The organism is Acinetobacter silvestris (genome assembly GCF_002135235.1).
Classification (GTDB): domain Bacteria; phylum Pseudomonadota; class Gammaproteobacteria; order Pseudomonadales; family Moraxellaceae; genus Acinetobacter; species Acinetobacter silvestris.
This window is the reverse complement of sequence record NZ_NEGB01000009.1, coordinates 13,563-33,276: the sequence shown is the minus strand read 5'-3', so window position 1 is coordinate 33,276 and position 19,714 is coordinate 13,563. Positions and strand designations below refer to the sequence as shown.

Here is a 19,714-nt window from a genome sequence, read left to right as displayed (position 1 = left end):
GATAAGGGGCCTTTAGGGCCCCTTAATTTTATGCTGGTTGTGTCAATTTGGTCTCTTGAGTACCTGAGTCTATTTGGGGTTCATTCGATGTGCTAATAATCTTTTCAAAACGCTGAATTTCATCTTCTAAATGCGTCAGTAAGTTTTGCATTTTAGGTAAGGCATTTCGACATCCAGTCAGGCCTACTTCTAATTTATCTAAATAACTGGTCATGGTAATGTTTAAAGCCTGTCCATCAAGAACAATTGACGCAGGATAGAGTGCATCAAGTTTTGCACCATTCCAATATAAAGGTTCACGAGGACCAGGAACATTGGAAATAATTACGTTAAAGGCTTGTCGTTTCGGCATTAGACCAGAAGCAATATTGAATCCTGCAGGGCCATAAACAAAAGCACTATAATTCAGAATTTGATTGGCATTCATACGCTTAAAACGGTTTTTCGCATTTTGCACACTGCGTCTAATAATATTTAAACGTTCTAATGGATCTTCTTGATGTGTACCTAAATTTGCCAAAATCATGGTGATACGGTTGCTCATATCAGAATCATCATCACGCACAGACGCGGGTACCATGGCAATCAATGGTTTTTTCGGTAATGCATCTTGAGTAATTAGATATTCACGCAGTGCGCCAGAGCATACAGCCAGTACAACATCATTAATGGTGACACCAAGCGCTTTGGAAATATCTCTAAATCGATTCAGCTCAAAAGATTGTGCTGCAAAACGCCGTGATGAGCTTACCCGTTGGTTAAATAAACTGGCAGGTGCTTGGAAACTTGAAACATAGTCTGGATTTTTGCCCATTTCTTTAAAAACAGTTTGGAACAGTTCTTGAGTGACTTTTGGCGTAGCTTCGAGTTGGCCTTTAATTGTTGTCAGGACTTTTTTGAGTTTGCTCACCTTGGTTTCTTTTAAACGTTTAGAGCGAGGCCCTTCAACACACCAGGGTGGTACAATACTTTTATCTTCAGGATTTTTGGATAGAGATTTTTCGACCAAACGCATGCCTGCAATCCCATCAACCATGGCATGATGGATTTTGAAGTACATTGCAAAACGATTGCCTTCAATGCCTTCAATGATATTACATGTCCATAATGGTTTTGCACGATCTATTAATGCGCTATGTTCTTGAGAAATATAAACTAACAGCTCACGAATACGGCCTGGATGGGGGAGAGCAATATGACGGAAATGATGGTCAATATCAAACTCCTCATCTTCATCCCAAAACAAACCATTTAAATGATTGTTGAACGGTGGAATAGGGATAGATTTAGATTTACGAATATCGGCAACGAGATCTTGAATAAAGGTAGATGGTGCATGATCTGGAATTTGGAATAAAAACAATCCTCCAACATGCATGGGTTGTTGACGTTTTTCTAAGGTTAGAAAAATTAAATCAATAGGGTGTAATGGGCGCATAATTTTGGTTTGCCTCACTGCAAAGTCCATAACAGCTCGTTTATGAGTGTTCGTTTATTGGAATTATAAATCTTGAATTCTAGTATAAAACTTTTTAGTGCATAAAATCCAAAATATTGATGAATCTATCGGTTCTAAAAAGTCACTGATATTTCAGTGACTTTAGTTGACTTATTTCTTTATATTAGCTGCATGTAATCCACACTCTTTATGTGTTGCTTCTTCCCACCACCAACGACCCTCGCGTTCATGTTGGTTTGGTAACACAGCACGTGTACAAGGTTCACAACCAATTGAAATAAAACCCTTTTCATGCAGCGGATTATATGGGATTTCCATCATACGAATATAATTCCAGACATCTGCACTCGACCAATTCGCTAGAGGATTATATTTAATCAGTTGTTTGCCCTCACCAGAAAAACTAGTATCTGCTTGTACAACTGGAATTTCATGGCGTGTACCAGGGCTTTGATCTTTACGTTGACCAGTAATCCAACCATCCAGTGTTGTGAGTTTCTTGCGTAAAGGTTGAACTTTACGAATTCCACAACATTCTTGATGACCATCGGCAAAGAAACTAAATAATCCTTTATTTTTAACCAGTGTTTGTACTGCTTCTGATTCAGGGAAACAAATTTCGATGTCAATATTATAATGCTTACGAACTGTCTCAATGAATTGATAGGTTTCAGGGTGCAAGCGACCTGTATCAAGGCTAAAGACACGAAATGGCTTACCTAAGTGTGATGCCATATCAATTAAAACGACATCTTCAGCACCAGAAAATGAAATGGCAATTTCACCTTCTTGATTTAAAGCCAATGCTAAAATTTCAGAAGGGGATTGATTAGCATATTCAGATGCAAGTGCATCGACGAGATCAATAGTCGGAATGGCAGTCATTTCTGCTCCTGGCAACTAGCTTGGAAGCTATTTATATTTTGAAATTCAACCTATTTTAAAGTAAATGAAATATGCTGCTTAGCAATAAAAAATAGATACTTATGAATAAAATTGATTTTAAAATCTACAACTACAAAATCAATTGTTAATGCTATGATAGTGCAAATTTTTTAACCGACATTTGGGAGAACCCATGGAAATCGTATGTCTTGATCTAGAGGGTGTGTTAGTTCCAGAAATTTGGATTAACTTTGCAAAAAAAACTGGAATTAAAGAGCTGGAAGCCACAACACGTGATATCCCAGACTACGATGTGTTGATGACGCAACGTTTAAATATTTTAAAACAACATGGTCTAGGTTTGAATGATATTCAAGCTGTTATTGCAGATATGGGACCTTTTGAAGGTGCAAAAGAATTTGTTGAATGGGTGGGTACTCATTTTCAGTTGATTATTCTTTCAGATACTTTCTATGAATTTGCACATCCATTAATGAAGCAATTAGGATGGCCAACTATTTTCTGTCATAAATTAGAAACTGATGAACAGGGGATGATCACTGCGTATAAATTACGCCAACCAGATCAAAAACGTCAAGCGGTAAAAGCATTACATGCTTTAAATTTCCGTGTTATTGCAGCCGGTGATTCTTATAATGACACCACTATGCTGGGTGAGGCAAATCAAGGTTTCTTATTTGATGCACCTGAAAATGTGATTGCTGAATTTCCACAATTTCCTGCAATTCGTGGTTATGCGGCATTAAAAGAAGCGATTCGTGAAGCTTCAGTTCGTGATATTCCTGCTTAATATTGAATAACTCGAATAAAAAAGGGGGGTATCATTTGAAAATGATACTCCCTTTTTTGTTGCATTTAATTCTTTAAAAAATTAGAAGCGGTAACCGATTTTCATACCATAACCAAAAGCAGTATTGTCTTCAAAGCTGCCAGCAACTCTTCCACCTGTTTGGGCTTGAGCATCACCTAACCAGAAGTATTTAACGCCTGCTTGGATGAAATAATTTTCAGCAGGGCTATATTGACCACCTAAGCCAATACTCCAATAACCTTCCGTTGGGCCTAAAGTCGTTACAGGATTGCCAGCACCAGAGTCATAGCCAACTGCAGCAGTTCCTGACCATTTAGCATTGAATTTATGACCAAGACCAACACTCGCAGACCACTGATCATCTGAGTAGTCAATTAAATTATTCTTTGATTTTGCTTTAAGAATATTTGGTGTAACTGCAAACTGGCTCCAATGTACCCAGCGGATATTCGCAAACGCTAAAGTATTTTGAGCAATACCTGATTGTAAATCTAGATTAACAGATTGTGGCGTAGTTATTTCAGTTGTGCTGCTAGGAAATACTAATTTACCTAAGCCAAAGGTCTCAAATGTTTCTACTTCATGCTTAATTTCAGAACGATAAGTCACTGCTGCTTTTAGCGCAATTGCAGGAATTTGGTAGGCAAAACCTGCTAACCAGCCATAAGCATCTTCTTCTTTAAGCGCAATATCATAACCGCCGACAGCAGCTGGGCCACCATAAGCAGCACCACGTAAAGATACTTTTGCTTCTACAGTTTGAAAAACTGGGCCTGCATAAACATTCCAGTTTTCAGTCGGTTGGTAACCAATTAACGCCGTAATATTGTTGGTTTTAACTTCAACGCCTGTACCTTGCTTACCGTCACCAAATGCACCAGCATCAGTTGAGTATTGAGAATCTGCACCATAAGGTTGGTCGTAAATTAAACCAACTGAAATTTTATCTGTCGCTTGAATTTTAATAGCTGCTGATGGGAAATAGTAGTCTTCAGCCATATCACTGACTTTATGGCCAGCATTGTCTTTACCTTTGATTTCTGGATCTAAAACTGAAATACCTGCTTCGACATAGTTTCCAGGTTGTAAAAATGCTGAAATTGATTGACCTGAGCGGTCTAAACCAGCTGCCAGAACAGAAGTTGTAGGAATTAAGCTGAGTAAAATAGCAGAATGAATGGCTGAAAGCTTCATATTCTCTTTTCCCTGATGTTGTTTTGTATCAAAATGTTGTGGAAAAGTAACATAATTTAAAAAAGAGTAAATACTCAATAACGCGGGGGAAATGAACTAGAGAATTCAAAGAATAGACTTGAATAGAGTAAAAACACTAATATTTTTATGTATGTTAATGATTTTAATTAATAAATTAGAGTAAATGTTTTAAAATAGTAGGTGGTATTCTTAGTATTTTGTTTGGATGAATTTAGAGCATTTGGTTTCGTATGTGGTGAATAATAACCATAAAATTTAAAAGACCATTGAGAACAATGGCCTTTTTAACTGTTTAAAGCTTCAAATTAAAATTTGTAACCCATTTTTAAACCGTATGCAATTGCAGTATTACCTGTGAATTCTGCAACATAATCGCTGCCATCAGCTTGAGCACCAGTTTGAGCTTTAGCATCGCCTAGCCAGAAGTATTTTACACCACCAGCAATGAATGTTGATGGTGTTGGGCTATATTGAACACCTAAGCCGACATTCCAAAAACCTTCAGTTGGACCTAAAGTTGTAACAGGATTACCTGCACCTGAGTCCCAACCAACAGATACATTACCTGCCCATTGCTCATTTAGTTTACGACCAACACCTGCAGTTGCTGACCATTGGTCATCTGAATATTTAACTAAGTCGAAGCCATTTGGACGACCAACTAAACCACCAACAGCCTCAGATACTTTACCAAACTTATATGGTTGAATTGAAAAGTCTTTCCAGTTCACCCAACGAATGTTAGCAAAGGCAACTGTATCCGCCATAATACCTGACTGTAAATCTAAGTTTACAGATTGTGGCGTTGTAATTCTTGTTTCACCTGAAGATGCAGCAATATTAGCAGCAGCAGCAGCACCAGCTGGACCTAAGAGTGCAAGTGCAGGAAGAGTTGGTATGCTTTCATTAATTTCAACATCATGATTAATTTTAGAACGATAAGTTACCGCTGCTTTTAACGCAATTTCAGGAATTTGATAAGCAGCACCTGCTAACCAACCTACACCGCCAGTTTCTTTAATTGATGCATCATAGCCATTGTAAAGGCTATATGCTTGACCACGAAGGCTTACATTACCTTTAACTGTTTGGTAAACACCACCACCGTAGAAGTTAAAGTTTTTAGTTGGTTGATAACCAAAAATCATCGAAATATTTTGAGTATCTACTGCAACTTTAGTATTGCCTTTACCAAGTGTCGAATTAACTTGTTTTAGGCCAGCATCTACTTGGCTTTCAACCCCTTGTTTAACGACGGTATCAATTTTGTCTTTGGTTCCCCCGATATTACCGTTATACGCTGCAAGTGTTTGGGTAAGTTGTGCTTGTCCCGCAGCTGAGGTTAAATCTACACCTTGAGCTTTTAATACTGCACCTACACGTTGTTGAGCAGTTAAATCATTAAAATTCTTATCAATAGTAGTTTGACGGATTACCGCTAAAGTTCCTGTTGGTAAAATTGTATTTGTTGCATCAGAAACAAATACATTATTACCTTCATATGCAGCATCTGCACCAAATGGTTTGTCATATAACAAACCAAAAGAAATATGGTCAGTTAGCTGTAATTTAATTGCAGCAGAAGGGAAATAATAATCATCACCCATATCACTAATATGGCGACGAGTTTCACTTGTTCCAGCTTCACGGCCTTCTACAGTTGGATCTAGAACTGAAATCCCAGCTTCAAAATAATTATTAGGTTGTAAGAATGAAGAAACAGATTGGCCTGAACGATCCAAGGCAGCAGCAAAAACACCAGTCGCTGGTAAAGTAGCAACTAAAATAGCTGTAGTTAAGGTTTTTAATTTCATTTTAAGCTTTCCCTAAATTTATAAAATGAACATTTTAAAATGCTTGGCATTGACTATTTGAAAAAATCAGACTTTATATATTTTAAATCTAAATTTAATTCTAGTTACAAAATATCATATAAAAAATAAGAGTAAATACTCTAGGTGTGGAAAAGACAAAAAAAATGTAAACACTGGCGTTCAAAGATTAAGCAAGGAAAAGAATATATTTGCATAATGTGAGAAATACATAAAATAGTCGACATTTTTCTTAAAATTCAATGATTTTTTGAGTTAAAACTGAATAGGCAGAAAAATGACAAATTTTAGAGATTGCCTGATCTAAGCTTATCTTTATCAAAATATAGAGGATTCCGTGCTGTCTTTTTTGGATCATTGTTACTAAATTTAAACTGTATTCTTGAGTTAAATTATAAAAGGAGTTTGACTTTATATTGTATTTTAAAAAAGTTTCACTGTATTTGAGATATTAAGAATATCAATAATAGTATTTTGATTAATTATTATACAAAATAATATTTCACAAAGAATGCTCTGTTAATTTTTACTGTTATTCTTATTGATAAAAAACGTTGCAATGAGTCATCATTTTTACAGCCAAGTCTATTTTATTTAAACTTTAATTTCTATTAAACACATTTCGTGAATTTTGAATCGATATTTTCCCAATTGATTCAAGTATAAAAACTATTCATTTTAGTGTCTTTATCAGGGATGTTAAAAATGAAAAAGTCGGTAGTTTCAATAGGATTAGTTTCACTGTTTTTTGCTTCCTGCAGTTTTGCAGAAAATTTGGCTTGGGGGGATATTGCTACCGAAGAAGGTCAGTTCAAGGTTTCAGGTGCAGTACGAACTCGTTTTTTACACAAAGATTATGTTGATAAAGCGATACAAGGAACCAAGAATGATGATTGGAAACTTTCAGATATTAAATTGGTCTTAAGTTATGAAAATCCAAATTGGATTGCCTCAGTCGACACCCGATGTTATCAATATGACTCGTTGTGTGATGCCGTATTCTTAAAAGATGCTTGGGCAGGCTATAAGTTCAATGATGAACAACGTTTAACGGTCGGCTTACAATTTGTTGATTTTGGCTATGATCGTTTGTGGGGCAATAGTTTTTATGAAACTATTCTGAATACTGTCGGTCTTGAAGATATTCAAAATTTAGGTGTTAAATATCGCTTTAAAAATGAAGATTATAATTTAGCACTTGGGTTTTATCCACGAGATGGTGGTAATTATAAAGGGACTTCAAAAGATTCCAGCCGATATTCGGGTAACTTCGTTCAAGCCGATGACTTAAATGAAGGAACCAATATTGAAGAAAAAAATATGTGGATTGGACGTGCTTCCAAAAAAATTGATTTAAATAAAGACTACGCTTTGAAAACTGAAATTGGTGCGTCGTATTGGCATTCCGATTTAGAAAATAAAAGAACACATCTTGATGGTACTCGCGATGCTTGGAATGTGTTTGCATTGACCGAATTGAATGCGTGGCAATGGTTATTTGTAGCAGGTGCGCAAGATATCAAAAATGCCGATGATCTACATCCGCAGTATTCAACCATTGGCGCATTTGATTTTCCATACCAAGTGGCAAACAAGGCTAAATTTGTGGTGAATGAATTAAGTTACGCTGTGGATGAGCCACTGTTTAAACTTGAAAATATCAAACCTTATATTTCCTATAGTCAATTTTTAAAAGATGAGTCAGGTTTTAACGATTCAGAACGTCTCATGGCTGGTGTTTATTTTAATTACAAATCGATTGGGGTGCAGGGTGAATATATTTGGAGCAAGAATGACCCAATGACAGGTGGTAGTGGTAATGGTTTAGCACAAGGCGATAGTAATCGTTGGAATCAGTTGTTCTATTTGTCTTTAGGTTATTATTTTTAAAAGCATAGTTTAGACTGAAAAAATCGCCCATCCAATCTGGGCGATTTTTTATGTTATAAAAATTTTCAGTTATAAAAAAACTTTTTCAGTTTTCGGGCGAATATTGTCTACTGGTGAAATTAATTCACCCCGATTTAAGTTTTGAATGGATTGAAGTCGATTGGATAATTCATGCTGAATAAATAAAATGCAAGTCTGCAGTTTAGATGAAGTTTTTAACCGTGATGGGTAAACCGCCCAAATATCAGCATCTTGCCAATACTCAGGCAAAATATGTTGTAGTTTTCCTGAAAGTAATTCCTCTGCAACATCCCAAACAGAACGTAAAATAATACCTTGTCCATCAATTGCCAGTTGATGAATGATTTCACCATTATTGGACACAAAGCGTGGTCGCACATGGGTCACGATATCTTCATTTTTGTGTCTTAATTTGAGTAAAACAGAAGATTGATCTCGTTCACTAATGGTTAAGCAGTCATGATGTTGTAAGTCTTCAATTGTTTCGGGAATGCCATTTCTGAGCAAATAACTGGGTGATGCACATAGAATACGAAAGTTTGAGGCTAATTTTTTCGCAATCATGTTGGGTGCAATTTCATTACCAATTCGAATATCCAGATCAATACTGTGTTGAATCAAGTCCTTGGTGTTATCAATAGTATTGAAGTGCAGGGTGAGTTTAGGGTACATATTCAGTAATTTAGACAGAATGGGCGCAACATGTTTACGGCCAAAACCAAAACTACTGACAATATCTAAATGTCCCGTTGGCGAACTCTGTGGGTTGTTGACCAGTTCGCTTAGCTCATCAAACTCATCCAATATATGGGTTATTTTTTCTAGTATTAATTTGCCATCTTCCGTAAGGCTGACATGCCGCGTGCTTCTATGAAAAAGTTTACAGTTTAAATTTGTTTCTAAAATATTGATCCGCTTACTGACATAAGCAGGCGATGAGCCAAGTTCTTCCGCTGATTCGACAAAACTTCGACGCTTTGCTACAACACAAAAAACCTTAAAATCAGATAGGTTAGGTAAATTATTCACGATCCGTGTCCATTAGACTGATGGTTTGAAGGTTGATCATTTTAGGTGAAACGATCATGTTAATAGCTGGTAAGGAGTTAACTAAATAGAGTCAAGGGACGGTATGAAAAAGACGTATAAAATTGCCACGATTGCAGGTGATGGCATTGGTTTAGAAGTTTTACCTGAAGGCGTGAAGGTTGTAAAGGCTGTCGCACAAAAGTACGATATTGCGCTGCAAATGGATGCTTTTGATTGGGCAAGCTGTGACTACTACTTAGAGCATGGCAAGATGATGCCAGATGACTGGTTCGAGACTCTACAGCAATACGACGCAATTTTCTTTGGCGCTGTGGGTTGGCCAGATAAAGTTCCTGATCATATTTCATTATGGGGATCTTTATTACAATTCCGTCGCCGTTTTGATCAATATGTTAATTTACGTCCTGTACGTTTAATGCCGGGGGTGAAATCTCCACTGGCTGATAAAAAACCGGGTGATATTGATTTCTTTGTGGTTCGTGAAAACAGTGAAGGTGAATACTCAGCCATTGGTGGTAAAGCCTTTGAAGGTACAGACCGTGAATTTGTATTGCAGGAAGCAGTATTTACGCGTCATGGTGTAGACCGAATTTTAAAATACGCTTTTGAAATGGCAAATAAGCGTGACGCTAAAAAAATCACTGCCGCAACCAAGTCTAATGGGATTGCGATCAGCATGCCATATTGGGATGAGCGTGTTGATGAAATGGCAAAACACTATCCTGATGTCAAAGCCGATAAGCAACATGTGGATATTTTAGCCGCTCGTTTTGTCCTGCAACCTGAACGTTTTGATATTGTTGTGGCATCAAACTTATTTGGTGACATCCTGTCTGATTTAGGTCCAGCATGTACAGGAACGATCGGCTTAGCAGCCTCAGCAAACTTAAATCCAGAACGTAATTTCCCATCCTTGTTTGAGCCAGTACATGGTTCAGCACCTGATATTTTCGGTCAAAACATTGCCAATCCGATTGCTGCAATTTGGTCAGGCGCAATGATGCTTGAATTCTTGGGTAATGGTGAACAAGTCTTTGAAGATGCAAGTAAAGACATTATGCAAGCTATTGAGCATGTCTTAGTGAATGGTCCAAAAACAGCGGATGTTGGTGGAACTGCAAAAACGCACGAAGTTGGAGATGCGATCGCATCATTGATTACTAAAAAATGATGGACTTATTTGTCATGGAATAAATATCCATTTAAAACGGATTTGTTGATATGGAAAATCAAAAACCAAAAATTTATACAGATAAAGTGCTTGCGATAACCAGTTTATCGTTCGTGTTTATCTTAGTCGCAGGATTAGCGATTTATTCTGAAGCATCGATTAAATTAGCCGCTCAAATGATGCTGTGGGCGACCTCAATTTTTACCACACCCGTTTTATTATTTGCTTTTTTATCCATTATTTTCACCATGATGTTGGCATTTAGTAAATATGGCAAAATCAAAATGGGTGAGGGTAAGCCTGAATATAGCACCACATCTTGGATTTTTATGTTCATTCTCTCGGGCATTGGATCTTCAAGTTTGTATTGGGGCTTTTTAGACTGGGCATACTATTATCAAACCCCTGGTTTAGGGTTAACCCCTGAATCTGCGGAAGCATTGAAATACAGTGTGGCCTATTCCTTCTTCCATTCGGGTGCGAGTGCATGGGCGATTTATGCGCTTGCTTCAGTATCCTTATGCTATAGCTTTCATGTGCGTAAGAATAAAGGCCTTAGCTTAGCTTCTATTATTGAGGCAGTCACAGGCTTTAAAGCCACTGGTGTAGTTGGGCGTCTGGTCGACGTGTTGTTCTTACTGTGTATGTTTGGCGCATTGACGATTTCCTTAGTGCTGACAGCCGTAACCTTTACCAATATTCTTTCGCTCTTGACAGGTATCCCCAATACCTTTACCACTAAAGTGATTATTATTTTAGCTGTATCTGTCGTATTTGCGCTCAGCTCATATGTGGGTATGGAAAATGGCATGAAACGCCTGAGTAGCATGGTTTGTTTAGGTGTGGTGTTATTTGCTGTTTATGTGCTGATTTTTGGCCCAACACAATTTATTTTAAATAACTCCTTGATGAGTTTTGGCTTAATGGCGACCAATTTTGTCGATATGAGTTTATTTACTGATCCAATGGGAGATGGAAAGTTTACACGTGAATGGACAGTATTCTATTGGTTGTGGTGGATTTCATATGCACCGGGTGTTGCATTGTTTGTGACTCGTGTTTCTAAGGGTCGTACCATTAAAGAAATTATTTTGGCCATGGTTGTCGGCGGCAGTGTGGGCTTGTGGTTTGTCTTTGGTGTATTTGAAAACTTCAGTGTCTACAACTTTATTCATGGTGCTGTGAATGTGCCACATATTTTAAGCCAGCAAGGTGGTGAAGTTGCAATTGGTCAGTTATTAAGTCTGTTACCTGCAGGTCAATTTATGATGTGGATTTTCCTCGGCATCATGGTGATATTCTTGGCTGCACACATGGATGCTGTTGGTTATGCTGTGAGTGCAACCTGTACTCGTGGTTTAGAAGAAGGGCAAGATCCTTCACCGAAAGCACGTTTATTTTGGTGTGTGATGCTGACTTTGGTTCCTATCGCGATGATTTTCTCAAAAGCACCGCTGGATACCATGAAGACCGCTACAATTGTGACAGCATTACCGTTTATTGTGATTATTCTGATTCAAACTTACGGTTTAATTAAGTGGTTAATTGAGGATTATTCAAAAATTCCTTCCCATCTGATTGAACAAAAAAGTTTTGAAGAAACAGAATCAACTGCTGATCATGTGGACTATCGTGATGCACACATCGAAGTGTTGAAACCTGTAGAGTTGGTACGTGAAAATCTTAAAAGGGAAATCTCATGACAACCCCAAATACACAGTATGTTCTTAGTGAAGAAATGCAAAGTCTAGTTTACTGGAGCAGTGTGTATAGCCCAGCAGATTCTGATCTAGATTCCAGTCGAGCAGCTTATGATGCAATGTGTAGACACTATACATTGCCAGCAGATGGCAAGATTGAGATTGAAGATCATGATCTTGAAAATGCAGACCATACTGTTGCTGTTCGATTATATCGACCGAAAGCTGTACAAGCGCCAGCAAAAGGTTGGCCGTGTGTGCTGTATTTTCATGGTGGCGGGTTTGTGGTTGGTGGTTTAGATTCACATGAATTTCTATTGAGTTACATTTGCCAAGATTTAAATATTGCTGTGCTGAGTGTCGATTATCGTTTAGCGCCAGAACATCATTTTCCAGCTGCACATGATGATTGCAAATTTGCCTATACATGGCTTAAAGCACACGCCGATCAATGGAATATTGATGCCGATAACATCATTATTGCAGGTGATAGCGCAGGTGGGAATTTAGCGGCAGCCGTAACGGTGGCTTTACAGCATACAGGTCAGCAGGCAAAAGGCTTGGTGATGATTTATCCGATGTTGACCACTCGTTTTGATTTACCCGCTTATACGCTACATGCACAAGCGCCGTTATTGACCCGTGCAGATTGTGAGTATTATTTACGTGAATATGCACCCGATGATTCGCAATGGAATGATTTACGTTTAGCACCATTACTTGCCCATGATTTTTCGGATATGCCTGAAAGTTTCATTGCTGTTGCAGAGTTTGATCCTGTATCAGATGACGGTAAGTATTTTGCAGAGCAATTGACGCAAGCAGGAATAGAAAATCATTTTCATGTGGCTAAAGGTGTTTTGCATGGCGGATTACGTTTAATGCGTGATTGTCCAGAAGTGCAGAAGCTATATCAAGAGATGTTGATAAGCATAAAACACATGATTGAAAAATCATAAATGATGCAAAGAAATTTAAAAGTTATGAATAAAATGGATGGAGTTAAGAACATGAGTTCAATTGAAACATTACCGCAAGACTTTTGTGTAGATCCTGATAATGCATGGACATTTCCAAAAGTTTTTTATACCTCTTCACAAGTATATGAGCGTGAAAAAGAAGAAATTTTTGCAAAAAGCTGGCTTTGTGTAGCACATGGTAGTGAGTTGGCAAAATCAAATGACTACATTACCCGTAAAGTCATTGGTGAAAATATCGTGATTATTCGCGGTAAAGATATGGTGCTACGAGCATTTTATAATGTTTGTCCGCATCGTGGTCACGAGTTACTTAGTGGCAGTGGTAAAGCTAAAAATGTCATTACTTGCCCGTATCACGCGTGGACATTTAAATTAGATGGTAGCCTTGCGTTGGCGCGTAACTGTGATCATGTGGAAAATTTCGACAAAGAAAAATCAAGCATGGTACAGCTTAAAGTTGAAGAATATGCAGGTTTCGTTTTCATTAATATAGATGAAAATGCAACGTGTGTAGAAGATCAATTACCAGGTTTTGCGGCTAAACTTGCAGAAGCATGTACCGTGGTTAAAGACCTTAAGCTGGCTGCTCGTTTTGTCACAGAAACGCCTGCGAACTGGAAAGTGATTGTCGATAATTATCTTGAATGTTACCACTGTGGCCCAGCACATCCTGGTTTTACTGACTCGGTGCAAGTGGATAAATATTGGCATACCACGCATCAAAACTGGACGTTACAGTATGGCTATGCACGTTCTTCAGAAAAGTCATTTAAAATAGATCCATCGATTACCGATCCAGAATTTCATGGTTTTTGGACTTGGCCAAGTACGATGTTCAATGTACCGCCGGGCAGTAACTTCATGACGGTGATTTATGAATTTCCTATGGATGCTGAAACGACATTGCAACATTATGATATCTATTTTACCAACGAAGAATTGACGCAAGATCAAAAAGATTTAATCGAATGGTACAGAAATGTATTCCGTCCAGAAGATTTAGAGTTGGTCGAGAGTGTACAACGTGGTTTGAAATCTCGTGGATATCGTGGTCAAGGGCGTATTATGACGGATAGAGAGCGTTCAGGCATTAGTGAACATGGTCTTGCGTATTTCCAAAACTTGGTTGCACAACATCACCAATAATTTGCTGTGAAGAACGAGAAATGAGGAGTGGGTTCATTCCTCATTTGAATAAACCCTAACTTGAGTAAAAACGCATTAGGATATAAAAATGTCAGCATTACAAGATTACGAATTATTTCAACAACTCGCTTTTATTGATGGCCAATGGGTTGAAGCTCAAGATAAAGACCATGTAAAAGTCACCAATCCTGCGACGCAGGAAGAAATTGGCTCGATTCCGAATATGGGACAAGCTGAAGCGATACAAGCGGTTGAGAGTTCACACCGTGCTTTACAGTCTTGGAAAGCACTGACTGCACAACAACGTGCAGATCTACTCTTAGCATGGCATAAATTAACCTTAGAACATGCCGATGAATTGGCACGAATTATGACGATTGAGCAAGGTAAGCCGCTTGCTGAAGCTTTAGGTGAAGTCAAATATGCGGCTTCATTTATTCAATGGTTTGCCGAAGAAGGCAAACGGATCTATGGTGATGTGATTCCGACGACCAATGCAGGTCAACGTTTCTTGGTGGTGAAAGAACCTGTGGGTGTGGTTGCTGCCATTACCCCGTGGAACTTCCCATTGGCGATGATTACGCGTAAAGCTGCACCAGCACTTGCTGCGGGTTGTACTATTGTAATTAAGCCTGCCAATGAAACGCCGTATTGTGCACTTGCACTTGCAAAACTTGCTGAAAAGGCCGGTATTCCCAAAGGTGTTATTAATGTAATTACAGGTAAGTCTGCTGAAATTGGTGCAGTGTTTACCTCACATGAAAAAGTGAAAAAATTAACATTCACAGGCTCGACGCCAGTGGGTCGTTTATTGATGCAACAATGTGCACCAACCATTAAAAAATTGGCACTTGAACTTGGTGGGAATGCACCTCTGATCATCTTTGAAGATGCTGATTTAGATAAAGCGGTACAAGGTGCAATGCTTGCGAAATATCGTAATGCAGGTCAAACCTGTGTCTGTGCCAATCGTATCTATGTACATAAAAATATTTATAAGGCATTTAGCGAAAAATTTGTTACTGCAGTTAAAGCATTGAAAGTGGGTAATGGCTTGGATGAAGGCACCCAAATTGGTCCTTTAATTAATGAAAAGGCAGTCCTTAAGGCACAAAAATTGATTGATGATGCATGTGCTAAAGGTGCATCGATTGCCTGTGGCGGTAAAAAGCATGAACTAGGCCATAGTTTCTTTGAACCAACCGTACTTACTAATGTTGATCAATCTATGGAGATTGTCGGGGAAGAAATTTTTGGCCCTGTTGCACCATTGATTAGTTTTGAAACTGATGAAGAAGTGATTGCACAAGCAAATGACACCATTTTGGGTTTGGCAGCTTATATATATACAGAAAATATTTCTCGTATTTTCAAGGTTTCAGAGCAACTAGAATATGGCATGGTCGGAATGAACGCCACTGCAATTTCAAATGAAGTTGTGCCATTTGGTGGTGTGAAACAATCTGGTGTTGGTCGTGAAGGCTCTAAATATGGTTTAGAGGAATTTATGACAATCAAATACTTATGTCTTGGTGTTTAAGTTTTTAAACACCGTAGTATTGCAAAATTAGGATTTAAAAATGACTGAGAGTTATCAAATGTTTCCTGCTGTAGTGACTACAGTGGAACAACTCACACCGCTCATTAAACGTTTTACCTTTAAACGCCAAGATGGTCAGAACTTTCCGGCGTTTACAGGTGGAAGCCATATTATTGTGAAAATGAACGATCAGCTTTCAAATGCTTATTCACTCATGAGTAACCCAAAAGATTTATCGACCTATCAAGTCTGTGTACGTAAAGATGCAGAAGGCAAGGGCGGTTCAATCTTTATGCATGATCAATGTCTAAAAGATTTTCAGCTTGAAATTTCTTCACCCAAAAATTTATTTGAACTGTCACCGCATGGTGAAAAGCATATTTTAATTGCAGGTGGGATTGGAATTACGCCATTTATTCCGCAAATGGATGAACTGCTTGAGCGTGGTGTAAATTATGAATTGCACTATGCATTTCGTGCACCTGAACATGCAGCATTGTTAGATGAACTCAAACAAAGCCAGCATGGCGATAAAGTCTTTAGTTATATTGACAGTGAAGGCTCTAAACTGGACTTGGGTGCACTGATTGCAGGTCAACCAAAAGGAACACATGTCTATGTGTGTGGGCCTAAGCCAATGATTGATGCAGTCATCGATACCTGTAATAAAAACCGTTATCGTGATGAAAATATTCATTGGGAGCAATTTGCTTCAACTATCCCTGAAAATGGTGAAGCGTTTACGGTGGTACTGGCTAAATCAAACCAACGTATTGAAGTGATGGCAGATCAAACCATTCTGCAGGCGATTGAATCTTTAAATATTGATGTTGAATGTTTATGTCGTGAGGGCGTGTGTGGAACGTGTGAAACTGCAATTTTGCAAGGTGAAGCAGAACATTATGACCAATATTTAAGTGATGATGAAAAAGCCTCGCAACAGTCTATGATGATTTGTGTTTCACGTGCAAAAGGTAAAGAAATCACACTTGATCTTTAATATTATTTCTTAACAATTGAGCGAGAGCTCAATTGTATTTTAGTGGGGTGTATCGCTAGCATGATTTGTTATTGAGATCTTTAAACAGTTAAGTCATTTATTTAATGTTGATGTTTTAGAGGGTTTTATTGCACGAAACACGCTTTGCAGGCTCAGTCAGCTTCGAGATGGAATAAACCTGTGCGATGCAATTTTCTACGTTTGAGATTCGTAGTGAATAAGGTTTGTATCGTGTTGAAAAGTTTTACTCTGAAGAAACTCAATCAGAGACGAAAATCCATAATCTAACCTAGGTTGAGGGTATTCATAAAGCTTTACAGCAGTCGGTTCACTTAAAAAATTAAAATTAAGGTGTCTTTTGATGCCTTAATTTTTGGTTGAAAAATGTATCGGAATAGCTTAATTTAAGCGCATAAAAAATATCTTGATATTGGAAATATAATAATTTCACTAAAGTTTATACGCTATTTGTTTTGAGTTTTTTTATTATGTTCAAAGCTATTCATTATTGGTTAATTGATCCAATCGTTATTACACAATTATCTTATCAAAAATATATTAGATATATTTTTCGTTTCTTATTGAAGTGGAAAACAAATTATGCTTGGGTGTCATATTTAAATTCGACACCACAAATAGTAGATTGGAAAAATGATTATAAAGGACCACTATACCTTAAAGTACAGTACCCCTATTTAAGTGGTAATCTTGTTGATAGGCAAAGATTATTATGTTTAACGCAGCATTATGATTGGTTTTTTGCAAATATAGATATAAGTTATCATGTGCAGCGTGAAGTTGCGCTATGGTCACATGTTATTGAAAATGAAGATCAAAATGAGCAGTTGGGTTTATATTTGCAGTTCAGAGCAGATTTTGAGCATGAAGGGGAAATGGGGCTACTCTTAAAATTGAATGATACGATTCAATATACGCTGACTTTTTCCTATATTGTGTTGAATGGACAACCCACGTTTTTTGTTGGTGGTTTGCAGGGGGGGAAACGTGATATTACCAATCCAGAAGGGATTAAACAGCTAACGAAAAACTTGTATGGGTTACGTCCAAAACAATTGATGCTACATGGCTTATCAGTATTGTGTGATTTTTATAAAGTAGAAAATATGGTTGGTGTTTCTAATGAAAATCATGCATTTAAAAGCAGTCGTAAAAAACGTTGGCGTCAACGTGTAAAAACGAATATGGATGAGTTTTGGATGGACTTTGGTGCTGAATCAGATTCTTGGGGAAATTTCGCTTTCAAACCATTGAGTAGTCAGATTGATTTAGAAAGCATTCCATCTAAAAAACGAAGTCAATACCGTAAACGCCAGTTTATTCTTGATCAATTGGTTGATCAAAGTGTGGAAAAACTTATTGTTTTAAAAATAGTTGATAATTTTTAAGGCTGTATTGCACAAACCTACGTTTGCTCAGATATCCAATGGTATATCGAACTCATCAAAAGGAGAAATCGTCATGCATACATTCGTAGGTCAAAACTTTCCAATTACATAATTACAAGCATTAAAGACCAATTGTCGGTCTATTCTTTTGCTTGTTTGCCAACTTAGACGTTGAAAAAAACGTACTTCACAGGAATATTTACGGATAAATCTAAAACTGAATTTTATTTCTAGTATGACTTAAGTTTTGGAGTAGGCACGAGAGCATTTGTCAGAATCAATGAATATCGATATCTTAGCTGATGTTACAAAATTGAGCCGTCATATTTACTCAGCATTGTCTTTAAGACAGCATTTTTTGGAGCAATTAAATACTTTTATTCATGTCTATATATGACATTTTTTTTGCGAAAAAAATTTTCAAGTAAAACTTTAGATTTAAAAACTAAAGGAGAGTGAATTTAAGTAAGAATTCGAAGCTGATGATAATTTAATCTCGGTTCAATGTTAGAAATGGAAGTGTAGGACAAATTAGGAGTGTCCATGAAAATCAAACCATTGCCACCTATGAATAGCCTTATTGTATTCGAGGCAGCCGCTCGCCACCTTAGCTTTACTCAGGCAGCAAATGAACTGAATGTTACACAAGGTGCCATTAGTCGACAGATTCGACAGTTGGAAGAGTATTTGGGGAAGGAATTATTTGTTCGAGCAAATCGAAATATTTTTTTAACCCCTACAGGATTGCAATACTATAAGACAATTTATAGTGCGTTATTAGATGTTGCACAGGCAACTGCTGAGATAAAGAAATGGCAGGGGGAACATCAAGTCACGGTTGCAACAACTAATGCGATGGCAGCACTTTGGCTACTACCTAAAATTGCTTCTTTTCAACAAAGTGAAGGAATTGATTTAAGAATATTGACTACAGAAAATATTCAAGATTTATCTAAAATGGATTTTGATTTGGCTTTATTTTATTGTCGAATACCTCCTGTTAATATGAAAGTTACCACTTTATTTCCAGAGGAAGTATTTCCTGTTTGTAGTCCATGCTATCTTTCACAATTCAATCAAGATGATGAATGTGAAAATATATTCGCTAAAAGTTTACTTTATTTAGACGATTCACAGAAGGATTGGATTACTTGGGCAGAATGGTTTGAAGCGGTAAACTATCCTCTAATTAAGCCCAAAAATAGAGTAAATATCAATAACTATCCGATGTTATTGCAAGCTGCAATTAATGGTCAAGGTGTTGCATTGGCATGGGGTTCTTTAGTTGATGATTATTTAAAGAGTGGTGCTTTAGTTCGTCCAATAGAAACGGTATTAAGAACTGAAGCAAATTTTAGTATGCTCGAACCTAGTGATAGAGGAGTAATTCCTCCGAGTGTTAAACAGTTTCGTTGTTGGCTATTGGAGCAGTTACCTGGGAAAGTGGGAGAGAAAGGTTTAACTTAATGAGCTTGCCTTTCCATTGTAAATGACATCATTGTGTTACTAACACGGCATTCATTTTCCATTCATGATGAATAAAAAAGGAGCAATTATAAATTGCTCCTTTTTTATTACGATTAAATC

General features: G+C 37.4%; 14 protein-coding genes and 1 pseudogene. 10 read left to right on the top strand and 5 right to left on the bottom strand.

Annotated elements, in window-relative coordinates; all coding sequences use genetic code 11:
* Window positions 1-28 precede the first annotated feature (28 nt).
* Together B9T28_RS13155 and B9T28_RS13150 are read right to left on the bottom strand one after the other, a co-directional pair.
* A complete protein-coding gene (locus B9T28_RS13155) occupies window positions 29-1,438 on the bottom strand; it encodes a WS/DGAT/MGAT family O-acyltransferase (protein WP_086204500.1) in 1,410 nt (469 codons plus the stop codon).
* Window positions 1,439-1,609: 171 nt separating this feature from the next.
* A complete protein-coding gene (locus B9T28_RS13150) occupies window positions 1,610-2,344 on the bottom strand; it encodes a phosphoadenylyl-sulfate reductase (RefSeq protein ID WP_086204441.1) in 735 nt (244 codons plus the stop codon).
* 193 nt (window positions 2,345-2,537) lie between these two features.
* Between B9T28_RS13150 and thrH the strand changes: the two genes are divergently transcribed.
* Complete coding sequence (gene thrH / locus B9T28_RS13145; RefSeq protein WP_086204440.1) at window positions 2,538-3,155, top strand: bifunctional phosphoserine phosphatase/homoserine phosphotransferase ThrH; 618 nt, start codon at window positions 2,538-2,540, stop codon at window positions 3,153-3,155.
* Window positions 3,156-3,236: 81 nt separating this feature from the next.
* Here thrH and B9T28_RS13140 read toward each other — a convergent pair whose 3' ends face one another.
* Both B9T28_RS13140 and B9T28_RS13135 read right to left on the bottom strand, forming a co-directional pair.
* On the bottom strand, window positions 3,237-4,370 hold the full coding sequence (locus tag B9T28_RS13140; protein WP_086204499.1) for an OmpP1/FadL family transporter: 1,134 nt from the start codon (window positions 4,368-4,370) through the stop codon (window positions 3,237-3,239).
* Between the two features lie 326 nt (window positions 4,371-4,696).
* Complete coding sequence (locus tag B9T28_RS13135) at window positions 4,697-6,205, bottom strand: long-chain fatty acid transporter (RefSeq protein WP_086204439.1); 1,509 nt, start codon at window positions 6,203-6,205, stop codon at window positions 4,697-4,699.
* 723 nt (window positions 6,206-6,928) lie between these two features.
* On the opposite strand from B9T28_RS13135, the gene B9T28_RS13130 reads away from it, so the two are divergent.
* Window positions 6,929-8,113 carry a porin gene (locus tag B9T28_RS13130; protein WP_086204438.1) on the top strand — a complete coding sequence of 395 codons (1,185 nt, stop codon included), beginning with the start codon at window positions 6,929-6,931 and terminating at the stop codon, window positions 8,111-8,113.
* A gap of 69 nt (window positions 8,114-8,182) precedes the next feature.
* On the opposite strand, the gene B9T28_RS13125 is transcribed toward B9T28_RS13130, so the two are convergent.
* Window positions 8,183-9,163 carry a LysR family transcriptional regulator gene (locus B9T28_RS13125; RefSeq protein WP_086204437.1) on the bottom strand — a complete coding sequence of 327 codons (981 nt, stop codon included), beginning with the start codon at window positions 9,161-9,163 and terminating at the stop codon, window positions 8,183-8,185.
* 103 nt (window positions 9,164-9,266) lie between these two features.
* Here B9T28_RS13125 and B9T28_RS13120 point away from each other — a divergent pair.
* From B9T28_RS13120 to B9T28_RS13085, 8 genes and pseudogenes are all read left to right on the top strand, one after another.
* Window positions 9,267-10,378 (top strand): annotated as a pseudogene (locus tag B9T28_RS13120) (tartrate dehydrogenase).
* A gap of 27 nt (window positions 10,379-10,405) precedes the next feature.
* Window positions 10,406-12,058 carry a BCCT family transporter gene (locus B9T28_RS13115; RefSeq protein ID WP_086204435.1) on the top strand — a complete coding sequence of 551 codons (1,653 nt, stop codon included), beginning with the start codon at window positions 10,406-10,408 and terminating at the stop codon, window positions 12,056-12,058.
* On the top strand, window positions 12,055-13,014 hold the full coding sequence (locus B9T28_RS13110; protein ID WP_086204434.1) for an alpha/beta hydrolase: 960 nt from the start codon (window positions 12,055-12,057) through the stop codon (window positions 13,012-13,014). Before B9T28_RS13115 ends, B9T28_RS13110 begins: the two co-directional genes overlap by 4 nt.
* 51 nt (window positions 13,015-13,065) lie before the next feature.
* Entirely contained in the window at window positions 13,066-14,181 is a 1,116-nt protein-coding gene (gene cntA / locus B9T28_RS13105) for a carnitine monooxygenase subunit alpha (protein WP_086204498.1), read from the top strand.
* A gap of 88 nt (window positions 14,182-14,269) precedes the next feature.
* Window positions 14,270-15,721: an NAD-dependent succinate-semialdehyde dehydrogenase gene (locus B9T28_RS13100; protein ID WP_086204433.1), complete on the top strand. Its 1,452-nt coding sequence runs from the start codon at window positions 14,270-14,272 to the stop codon at window positions 15,719-15,721.
* A gap of 40 nt (window positions 15,722-15,761) precedes the next feature.
* The gene (gene cntB / locus B9T28_RS13095; RefSeq protein ID WP_086204432.1) at window positions 15,762-16,721 is read left to right on the top strand and encodes a carnitine monooxygenase, reductase subunit CntB; all 960 of its coding nucleotides are present in this window, start codon (window positions 15,762-15,764) and stop codon (window positions 16,719-16,721) included.
* Window positions 16,722-17,209: 488 nt separating this feature from the next.
* Window positions 17,210-18,127: a DUF535 family protein gene (locus B9T28_RS13090; RefSeq protein ID WP_086204431.1), complete on the top strand. Its 918-nt coding sequence runs from the start codon at window positions 17,210-17,212 to the stop codon at window positions 18,125-18,127.
* A 543-nt stretch (window positions 18,128-18,670) separates the two neighbouring features.
* Complete coding sequence (locus tag B9T28_RS13085) at window positions 18,671-19,594, top strand: LysR substrate-binding domain-containing protein (protein WP_086204430.1); 924 nt, start codon at window positions 18,671-18,673, stop codon at window positions 19,592-19,594.
* Window positions 19,595-19,714: the final 120 nt, after the last annotated feature.

Coding starts and splice junctions, on each gene's coding strand:
- B9T28_RS13155 (WP_086204500.1), bottom strand. CDS start 1,438: ATGCGCCCATTACACCCTATTGATTTAATTTTTCTAACCTTAGAAAAA.
- B9T28_RS13150 (WP_086204441.1), bottom strand. CDS start 2,344: ATGACTGCCATTCCGACTATTGATCTCGTCGATGCACTTGCATCTGAA.
- thrH (WP_086204440.1), top strand. CDS start 2,538: ATGGAAATCGTATGTCTTGATCTAGAGGGTGTGTTAGTTCCAGAAATT.
- B9T28_RS13140 (WP_086204499.1), bottom strand. CDS start 4,370: ATGAAGCTTTCAGCCATTCATTCTGCTATTTTACTCAGCTTAATTCCT.
- B9T28_RS13135 (WP_086204439.1), bottom strand. CDS start 6,205: ATGAAATTAAAAACCTTAACTACAGCTATTTTAGTTGCTACTTTACCA.
- B9T28_RS13130 (WP_086204438.1), top strand. CDS start 6,929: ATGAAAAAGTCGGTAGTTTCAATAGGATTAGTTTCACTGTTTTTTGCT.
- B9T28_RS13115 (WP_086204435.1), top strand. CDS start 10,406: ATGGAAAATCAAAAACCAAAAATTTATACAGATAAAGTGCTTGCGATA.
- B9T28_RS13110 (WP_086204434.1), top strand. CDS start 12,055: ATGACAACCCCAAATACACAGTATGTTCTTAGTGAAGAAATGCAAAGT.
- cntA (WP_086204498.1), top strand. CDS start 13,066: ATGAGTTCAATTGAAACATTACCGCAAGACTTTTGTGTAGATCCTGAT.
- B9T28_RS13100 (WP_086204433.1), top strand. CDS start 14,270: ATGTCAGCATTACAAGATTACGAATTATTTCAACAACTCGCTTTTATT.
- cntB (WP_086204432.1), top strand. CDS start 15,762: ATGACTGAGAGTTATCAAATGTTTCCTGCTGTAGTGACTACAGTGGAA.
- B9T28_RS13090 (WP_086204431.1), top strand. CDS start 17,210: ATGTTCAAAGCTATTCATTATTGGTTAATTGATCCAATCGTTATTACA.
- B9T28_RS13085 (WP_086204430.1), top strand. CDS start 18,671: ATGAAAATCAAACCATTGCCACCTATGAATAGCCTTATTGTATTCGAG.